The following is a 7,498-nucleotide window of genomic DNA, read 5'->3' as shown; positions in this document are numbered from 1 at the left end:
CCAGCACTCGAAAGGCTAAAGCCTCATCTTGGTGCGCTGTCCAGCTCCTCGCATTGACAGAGGAAAAGCGTGGACCGGTCACATAAGGGTGACTCGAGACGTATCTCTGGTGTTCTGTATCAAAATCACCAAGTTTGGCGAGAGAAACAGAATGATCAGCATCATCTGTCTTGATAACAAAAGCCGTTAAGCGGTCATCCATCACAAGGAGTGGTACATCATAGCGTGCCTCTGCCCAACCTCCCTTTGCGCCCTTCATGGAATAGGAGGTTTGTGCTTGGATATCGGCAGTCGGATAGCCATTTTCAGTGGTGACCAAATCAATCACCAGATCATGGTTTTGATTGCCAATTTTACAAAGATGAAAGTCAATACCTGTGATTTGCCGTGTTTCATCGGGGGTAAAGACTTGCGCTTGCGGGTCGACTTGTGTCCAGATTTTCACCGTGGTGGTGCGCCGCATCACTTTCACATCAATCACACCTTGACCGGTAAAAAGCCCTGTTGCAATGGTTCCTCCTTTTCCCCGTGCCACAACATTCTTTGTCCCAGCCGTAATGTTTGGAGGAATCGTGAAACTCCCTTCAAGGATGCCTTTGGTGTTAGCAACAAGCTTTGTTTTTGGTAAAACATTCACACCATCAAAGCTAAGGCTTTCCAAGATTTCGCTACTGCCAAAACCTTCAATCTTAAAGTTCACCTTAATTTGCCTTAAGAAATCGATTTATTCTTGTGTCGCACGCACCAAGTCATCACGGACTTCTGTGTTACGGATAGTTCTGCCACGGTGTGTTCCCATATTGAGTTGATTGGTCACGCTTGAGAGCCAATCGGTGCGCTGTTCATGCCAAAAGTCTGTTGCGGGGGTAAGGGTGACTGTACCAGGCAAGGGAGAAAAGTTTTGATAAGGGTTGATTTTTTCGCAAGCCGTTGTCAACTCTTGCGCAATGATCACTTCATTTGTCCAGTCAAGCGTGACAGGTGCGTTCAAGGGGGCAGTATAAAAAGTTGGGTCAATGGCAAGCTGCAAAATACCGTTTCCCACAGCCCCCGTTTGTTGAAAGCCTTCATCTCTATAAGCGTCATCAAGAAAAGGGTCAGCAAACATGCCTTTTTTGGCAACAGGTTCTTTAGAGTCCACATTGCTTTTAATGCGCTCTAGTTGCATCAAGCGGTCAAGGGAGAGCACCCGTTGAAAATAACGCCACATCTCATCATAGGGGGCAACCCGTGTGCCATCATTGACCACAAGGGGCGTTTCAAGCCAATTGTTGGTGATGGTGGCAAGGGACAACACATCATCAGGGACACTTGGTGCCATGGGTTGGTCTGATGAAACCCCTGTGATGTAAACCACATTGCCCCCCGTGTTAAGACCAATACGGTCAATGCGGGGGAGTTTGTAAGTGTAACTGACGATAATATCACCACCTTGCGCCCCACCTGAGACAGTGATTTCCTGCGCTGTTACTTTATCAGCCGTGATTTTTGCGCGATAGCGGTAAGTCACCTTATAGCTGCTCCCTGCTAAAGGTTCGTCTCCCACGGGAGCCCAATCAATGGTGTCTCCGGTTTTTTTAAAATCTGTGCCTTCTTTAAATTCCTTGCTTCCTTGAACGACTTTGATAAACGCGGTGATGCTTTTATCAGGAACACCATCACGCCCGGAGGCAACCGCACCACGGGTGACATTAACGGTTTTTTCTTTTGTCAACAAAAGAGACTGAATATCAGCAATAGGAAAATAATAGGGTTTAAAGGTAAAACTTGTTTTCCCTTTTGGAGGCGCAAAAATATGCGTTTCGCTTGGAACAACGCTTGTCGAAAAATCTTGCACCTCTTCATGGCGCAAGGCGGCAAGGCGTTTACGTTTAAAGCCATTGATATTGGCTTCTCCTTCTTGAATACTAAACACTTGGCAACCGTTATTGGCTCCCAATGCGCTCACACGGCAGCCACTCACGATATAATGCCCATGGGCGCGGTCGTACGTCGCAATAGCTTGCATGGCGGGTTCGAGCAGTGAGGGGGATTTTTGATCAATCAGAACACCATCTTGTAAAATATAAACCGGAAAGAAAGTGCCTTGCTGTGTATCTTCTTTCAGTGCCCAAACAAGCTGTGCTGTTTCGCGTGCGGCACCAGGCTCTCCTTCTGCCAAGGTGCCAGGCACTTGCCCCAACAGCTCTGGATCATCTTCGTGTGTTATCCATTTTTTTTGCAGCTTTACACCAATTTCCACACGTCCAATCATGGCAACATTATTGAGTACAGCTTCTGCAACGGGGAAAATATCACCAGCGATATAAATCTTGCCCTCTGTCAACGTGACGGTCCTCGTGTCTTTATTGACAAAAGCATCAGCCCGTTCAACGCGGTCTCCTTCTTGTGCCACAAGGCGCCCCAAGCGGTCATGCCGTCCTCTTATAATGGTTTGAACCTCATTGAGTTCACCCGCTTGAATAAAGGGACGCGTGCCATAAAAGACAACGCTTTGTTGTTCCTCTTTGCCGCGAGATCTGTCAATTGCAAAGGGTAAACCACTTTCATGCTTCATATTAAAACCTCAATAAAATCTTGAATTGTTCGCGAACATCAGCACGCAAAGGAATATTAATGGGCGTTTTGAGTATCTCCACACCGCCATTGAGTTCATCAGGCTCCAACCAAAGCTTGCCAACCGCTATGTTTTCTGCGGGAGTAGCGTGAACCAAAATTGAAACAAATGCTGCTTGTTTGCCGTCAACATCGCGAAAGTCTGTGCGGGCTGCAACAAGAAGCGCCGTGCCCCTCGGGGAGGGCTGATAGTGATTGCCACAATGGCTGTAAACCCCCTCCAAAACCTGTTCGACAGGCGCTACAGCATAGCATCTGCGATACCCAATCAGAGCGTTATCGAGATCTCTTAAAGCCAAATAAAGGGGACGGTTTTGGAACCACTCTGCCATCAATATATCGCGTTCATGTTTTTTGACCGAACACCACGGAAAGTTTGCCAACTCCCATGGATAATCGATTTGGTTCCAGCTTAACTCTTCATCCCCATCATCTATCCAATTGCCAATAAGCCTGCCTTCTTCTCTTGTGAGCGTGTGATTGATCTCTGTTGTGCGCCCAAAGGAAAACAAAGTGCCCCCAGCTGTTAAACGAACACCGCTTTCATACTCCAACATGCACTCATCAAGGCGTGACATATTGCCTCCCATGGCTTGAACATCATAACCATAAACACCACGGCGAAAATCAGAGCGCAAACTTTTGGAAAGATCTGTGATTGCTTCAATAGCTTCAAGGCTTTTTCGTTCAGGCAAGTGATCAAAGTAGAGTTGAAAGGAGTTCCACCATGCACGCCCCGTCCAGGTGGGTTGAAAGCGTGCAGAAATCTCTAACCATCTCAAACCCATCTCTATTGCAGCTATAGAGCCACGTATCCGCTGCCATTGAAGCCCTTGATCAATCAAGTCATAAAGGTTTGGAACATAAGGTGTAAGCTCTCCAAGCCCATATTCTTCAATCAACCATGGCAAGAAACGGGGAGGGCGTGTGATTAGTTTTGCGCGTGAAATCCCCAAAACAGAACCATCAATATCTTGATGAAAATCGCAAGCATCAGCAAGGCGCTTTTCAAATTCTGTTGCGTTTGTGGGGAGGAGGGAACCAACCATTAGCGCGCACGCCCTTTGAAGTTTAAGGTGATTTTTCCAATCGATAAAACTTCTTCATCACAAACCATACTGTCCCTTGTTGGGGTAATGGCAATGACTTTTTGGACACCAGAAATCATTAGTTTTGAAATCCACCACGACAAACTTAATTCACGACCAATGGCTTGTTCTTGTCTCCATGCTGCTCTTAAATTTGTTTCCATTGTTGTAAGAATTTTCAAAGATGTTTCTGGTAACAGCCAAACATCTGCTTCTAAATCCAGCACTTTTTTGACAGCAGCGTGAACAATGATTGTATCATTGGTCATGATGATATTTTTTCTGTGAAGAGCTTCTGAGACTGTGTGTATGAGATCTTCAGATGCCGTTCCTTCTTCATTGTTGCCAAAAAGAGCAACATAGATGGTTGGGTCTTTGCCTTTACGGTAAACAATCGCATCCTTAACACGACTATCTGCTGTTAAGGCTATAAGCTTGTAATAGGGCTCTGTCCCGCTACCATTGCCACCACGGGCATGAAGTTGAATACGTTCACGATATCTCTCATCATTTTCACCCTCCATGCGGGCAATACCATGCCAGTTTCCCAAAGCGTCAAGAGATTCACCGGTTGCAAAATCAAGAATATTGTTGCGTGCCGCTTCGTTAATACGCTGTCTTAAAAGCAACTCTCGATAGCTAAAAGCCTCAATGACTTTTACAGCCGGATCACTTTCAAGAATGCTATATTCAGGCAAAAGCTCTTTTAAATGGGCAAGAGCAGCAGCGCGTATTTCCTCAAAAGAAAGTTCTGTGATGATTTCGGGTTTTGCAAGCACTCCATTCATTTTATCAATAATCCTTCCATGGTAATGGGCTTGCCTGAAGGCAAATAAATGCCTTCAAAGGACAAAGAAACTTGTCCAGCATCAACCATTTTAAAATCAATTTTTTTCAGTTTAAAACGCGGTTCCCACTTATCTAAAGCCTCAGCAACAGCAGCATAAAGAGCAACAGCAAAAGCATTATTAACCGGTGCATCAATGAGTTCAGCAACGCGTGAACCATAGTCACGCCGCATTACACGCGAACCAATCCGTGTTGACAAAATATCAAGGATTGATTGGCGTAAATGATCAATGCCGGTCAATGGCTTTCCTGTTGTACGGTCCATTCCACTGTTCAATTGGGACCTCCTGTCATAGAACCACCAGGGGAAACACCACCATGAACATGGGTTGCTCCTACATTCGTGCCGTTATGCTTTAGTCCATTTGAATGAATGGAAATATTATTTCCAGAATGAAGAGAGAGACTATCATTCGAATTCAGTGAAACGCCACCACCAGCCTTCAAAGAGATGTCGCCTTTTGCATTTAAATTTATATCGCTTTCTGAAACAATCTTTATGCCTTCCGGTGCGGTAAGCTCTAGCTTGCCACCATCACCTTTTATCGACACACCATCAGAAATCGTGAGATTAAACTTTCCTCCTGATGTGAGATTAAGGACATAGCTATTTTGTTTATCATCATATTCAATGGTGGTGCCATCCGGATAAAGTGTCTTATGGATATTGCCTTTATCGGCGGCTTGGTTCGCATCTGTATGAATGGAGCCAACAATCACCCCTTGTGATAAATCCCCTGATGACGAGATAACAACTACTTGCTCTCCAACATCGCGCCCTTCATAAGAACAGGTTTTACCGGCGCGGGCTTGTGTATCTGGAATCCAGTCACTGACAAGATTGCCACTTTTTATCCGATAGCGTGCGTTTTTATGGTCGACATGGCTAATTTTTCCAACCACAACCATATTGGCCACACGTCTCTTTAGATCTGTGATTTCTTTATCGCGTCGCTCTAACATGGGGTTCCTCAATTTTTGCGTATTTCTCTTCATTTCCCATACCGATTTCGGGGTTAAAACCGACAAGGGGTTCAACAATTTCTGCGGTTGTGTTTCCTTCATGAGGGGAGGGGATATTTGTCACATAAATGACTTCAAAGGTTAGAATTGCACCATGGAGCGCTAAGGCGCCATTATCGCCAAAGGCAAAAGCAATATTTTGCAGGCGGCATGTCTCAACAGTATTGTTAAGATTGGGATTGGCATGGAAAATCTTCTCAACTTGCCATGCCAATTGGTCGACGAAGCCAGCTCCATCTTCACATGTCGCATAGCATTCGACATCAACGGTTAAAACACGACGCCTTACTCCATAATCATGCCCATCTTCGATTGTTTCGTTTTGCGTTGAGATATTAATGGCCGGCATTGCTTCAATAAATAAATTGAAGTCACGCATGTTAAAAACATTGTCACCAGCAGCAGTCTTTGCTGCTTTGATCAACGCAACAAAGCTTTCCCTTATCGTTTCTCTCGGATGCATGGGGGCTCCTATTATTTAACATTTATCCTTTTCTTTATATTGGTATCGTGTTATGATACATAAAAGAACGAATAAAGGTGATTTGGTGATTGAATCTTTTGCTGATAAGCGGTGTAAAGATCTTCTAGAAGGCAATCCGCCCAGAGGCTTTCCCACCACTCTAGTGCGTATAGCCCAAAGAAAATTGTTTATGCTCGATAAAGCAGTTGATCTTAAAGATTTGCGCAGTCCTCCGGGAAATCGTCTAGAAGCGTTGAAAGGAGAGCGTAAAGGTCAATATTCTATCCGTATTAATGACCAGTTTCGTATTTGTTTTGAATGGCGCTCTAATGGCGCCTATGAAGTTGAAATCGTAGATTATCATTGATCTGTAGGAGGTCGAGATGAAAAATTATATAGCGATTCATCCCGGAGAAATTTTACGAGAGGAATATTTAAAAGAATATGCTCTCTCTGCTTATGCCCTTGCAAAAGCATTAAATGTTCCACGCACGAGAATAGAACGTATTGTTGCTGAAAATAGTCCAGTGACTCCCGATACAGCACTAAGATTAGCCTATTTTTTTGATACTACTGCTGAATTTTGGCTTAACATGCAAGCTGCTTATGACGTTAGTATATTACAAACTGAAAGAGCAGACGAATTTGCCAAAATCAATAAATTTGAATGTACGGTTTAGTCTCCTCCCCACCTTAAAGTGGGGAAGGGGATGTTTTACCTTAAGCAACCTTTTTAATGGGGTTCTCAAAATTGGGTTCGTAAGTTCGCAACAAAGAATCCATGCTATGCGGTAACTCTGAATCTCCAAAATCTGTAAGAACTGTTAAGATTTTAAGAATACTTGGCATCTCATCTTGAAGTTTTAAAATCAAAGCTTTTTCTATGACACTCATAGTATCAACCAGAGCAGTACAATCTTTGTCACTCATATTTTCATGTCTAGAAAATTGAGATAATGCCATCCACAAATCACATAAAAAGTTAGTATCTACCTTCATTGTACACCTCCATGGATTTGTTCTCTCAAACATGCCAATCCTCTGGAGGTGATTTTTGTTGAAGGCAGTACCTTTTCTGTACCATCCGGTCTTTGAATGGTAATAGCGGGACAATCCATGAATCATTTCTTGATCTTGTCCTGATAAGGTAACAGAGGCGCCCCTGGAGCCCGTCGATACACCCAATCATGTTTACGCAAATAATCGGTCAAATCCTTTGGTCGTACTTCCAACATCTTTGCTGCTTCAATAAGACCGAATAAACCATCAGAGCGTTTTAAACCTTCCAAAGCTTTTGCTTTTGGAGTCAATTCAGCAATCACATGATCTTTCTGCTCAATTTGGCTTTGTAAGTGATTTAAAACACCAAGTAATGCTTCCGGTTTGGAGTAGTCAACTTGTGGTGTCACTACTTGTTTCAAAAGCCGTTCGCATTTGATAAAGTATTGACGCGCCTCAT

Annotated in this window: 8 protein-coding genes and 2 pseudogenes; 2 read left to right on the top strand and 8 right to left on the bottom strand. The window is 44.0% G+C overall.

Going from position 1 to position 7,498, the window contains the following annotated elements:
• The 6 genes and pseudogenes from PVV69_RS08810 to PVV69_RS08785 all read right to left on the bottom strand — a co-directional run.
• Positions 1–2,557, bottom strand: a pseudogene (locus PVV69_RS08810) (DUF4815 domain-containing protein); the annotation flags it as partial.
• 1 nt (position 2,558) lies between these two features.
• Complete coding sequence (locus PVV69_RS08805; protein WP_273757212.1) at positions 2,559–3,665, bottom strand: phage tail protein; 1,107 nt, start codon at positions 3,663–3,665, stop codon at positions 2,559–2,561.
• Positions 3,665–4,492: a baseplate J/gp47 family protein gene (locus PVV69_RS08800; protein ID WP_273757211.1), complete on the bottom strand. Its 828-nt coding sequence runs from the start codon at positions 4,490–4,492 to the stop codon at positions 3,665–3,667. Before PVV69_RS08800 ends, PVV69_RS08805 begins: the two co-directional genes overlap by 1 nt.
• The gene (locus PVV69_RS08795) at positions 4,489–4,830 is read right to left on the bottom strand and encodes a GPW/gp25 family protein (RefSeq protein WP_004856773.1); all 342 of its coding nucleotides are present in this window, start codon (positions 4,828–4,830) and stop codon (positions 4,489–4,491) included. Before PVV69_RS08795 ends, PVV69_RS08800 begins: the two co-directional genes overlap by 4 nt.
• Positions 4,827–5,516 carry a phage baseplate assembly protein V gene (locus PVV69_RS08790; RefSeq protein ID WP_273757210.1) on the bottom strand — a complete coding sequence of 230 codons (690 nt, stop codon included), beginning with the start codon at positions 5,514–5,516 and terminating at the stop codon, positions 4,827–4,829. Before PVV69_RS08790 ends, PVV69_RS08795 begins: the two co-directional genes overlap by 4 nt.
• Positions 5,497–6,039 carry a hypothetical protein gene (locus PVV69_RS08785; RefSeq protein ID WP_273757209.1) on the bottom strand — a complete coding sequence of 181 codons (543 nt, stop codon included), beginning with the start codon at positions 6,037–6,039 and terminating at the stop codon, positions 5,497–5,499. The genes PVV69_RS08790 and PVV69_RS08785 overlap by 20 nt, the downstream gene beginning before the upstream one ends.
• Positions 6,040–6,091: 52 nt before the next feature.
• Here PVV69_RS08785 and PVV69_RS08780 point away from each other — a divergent pair, with 52 nt between their 5' ends.
• Both PVV69_RS08780 and PVV69_RS08775 read left to right on the top strand, forming a co-directional pair.
• Positions 6,092–6,406, top strand: coding sequence for a type II toxin-antitoxin system RelE/ParE family toxin (locus PVV69_RS08780; protein WP_273755754.1), 315 nt, complete (start codon positions 6,092–6,094; stop codon positions 6,404–6,406).
• A 16-nt stretch (positions 6,407–6,422) separates the two neighbouring features.
• Positions 6,423–6,719: a HigA family addiction module antitoxin gene (locus PVV69_RS08775; RefSeq protein WP_273757208.1), complete on the top strand. Its 297-nt coding sequence runs from the start codon at positions 6,423–6,425 to the stop codon at positions 6,717–6,719.
• Positions 6,720–6,759: 40 nt separating this feature from the next.
• On the opposite strand, the gene PVV69_RS08770 is transcribed toward PVV69_RS08775, so the two are convergent.
• Together PVV69_RS08770 and PVV69_RS08765 are read right to left on the bottom strand one after the other, a co-directional pair.
• Complete coding sequence (locus PVV69_RS08770) at positions 6,760–7,038, bottom strand: hypothetical protein (RefSeq protein ID WP_273757207.1); 279 nt, start codon at positions 7,036–7,038, stop codon at positions 6,760–6,762.
• Positions 7,035–7,498 (bottom strand): annotated as a pseudogene (locus PVV69_RS08765) (phage antirepressor KilAC domain-containing protein); the annotation flags it as partial. The pseudogene PVV69_RS08765 and the gene PVV69_RS08770, both read right to left, overlap by 4 nt.

The sequence above is a fragment of the Bartonella sp. MM73XJBT genome (assembly GCF_028618465.1).
Classification (GTDB): Bacteria; Pseudomonadota; Alphaproteobacteria; order Rhizobiales; family Rhizobiaceae; genus Bartonella.
Note: the sequence above shows the minus strand (reverse complement) of the source record. Positions and strands in the feature narration are given on the sequence as shown.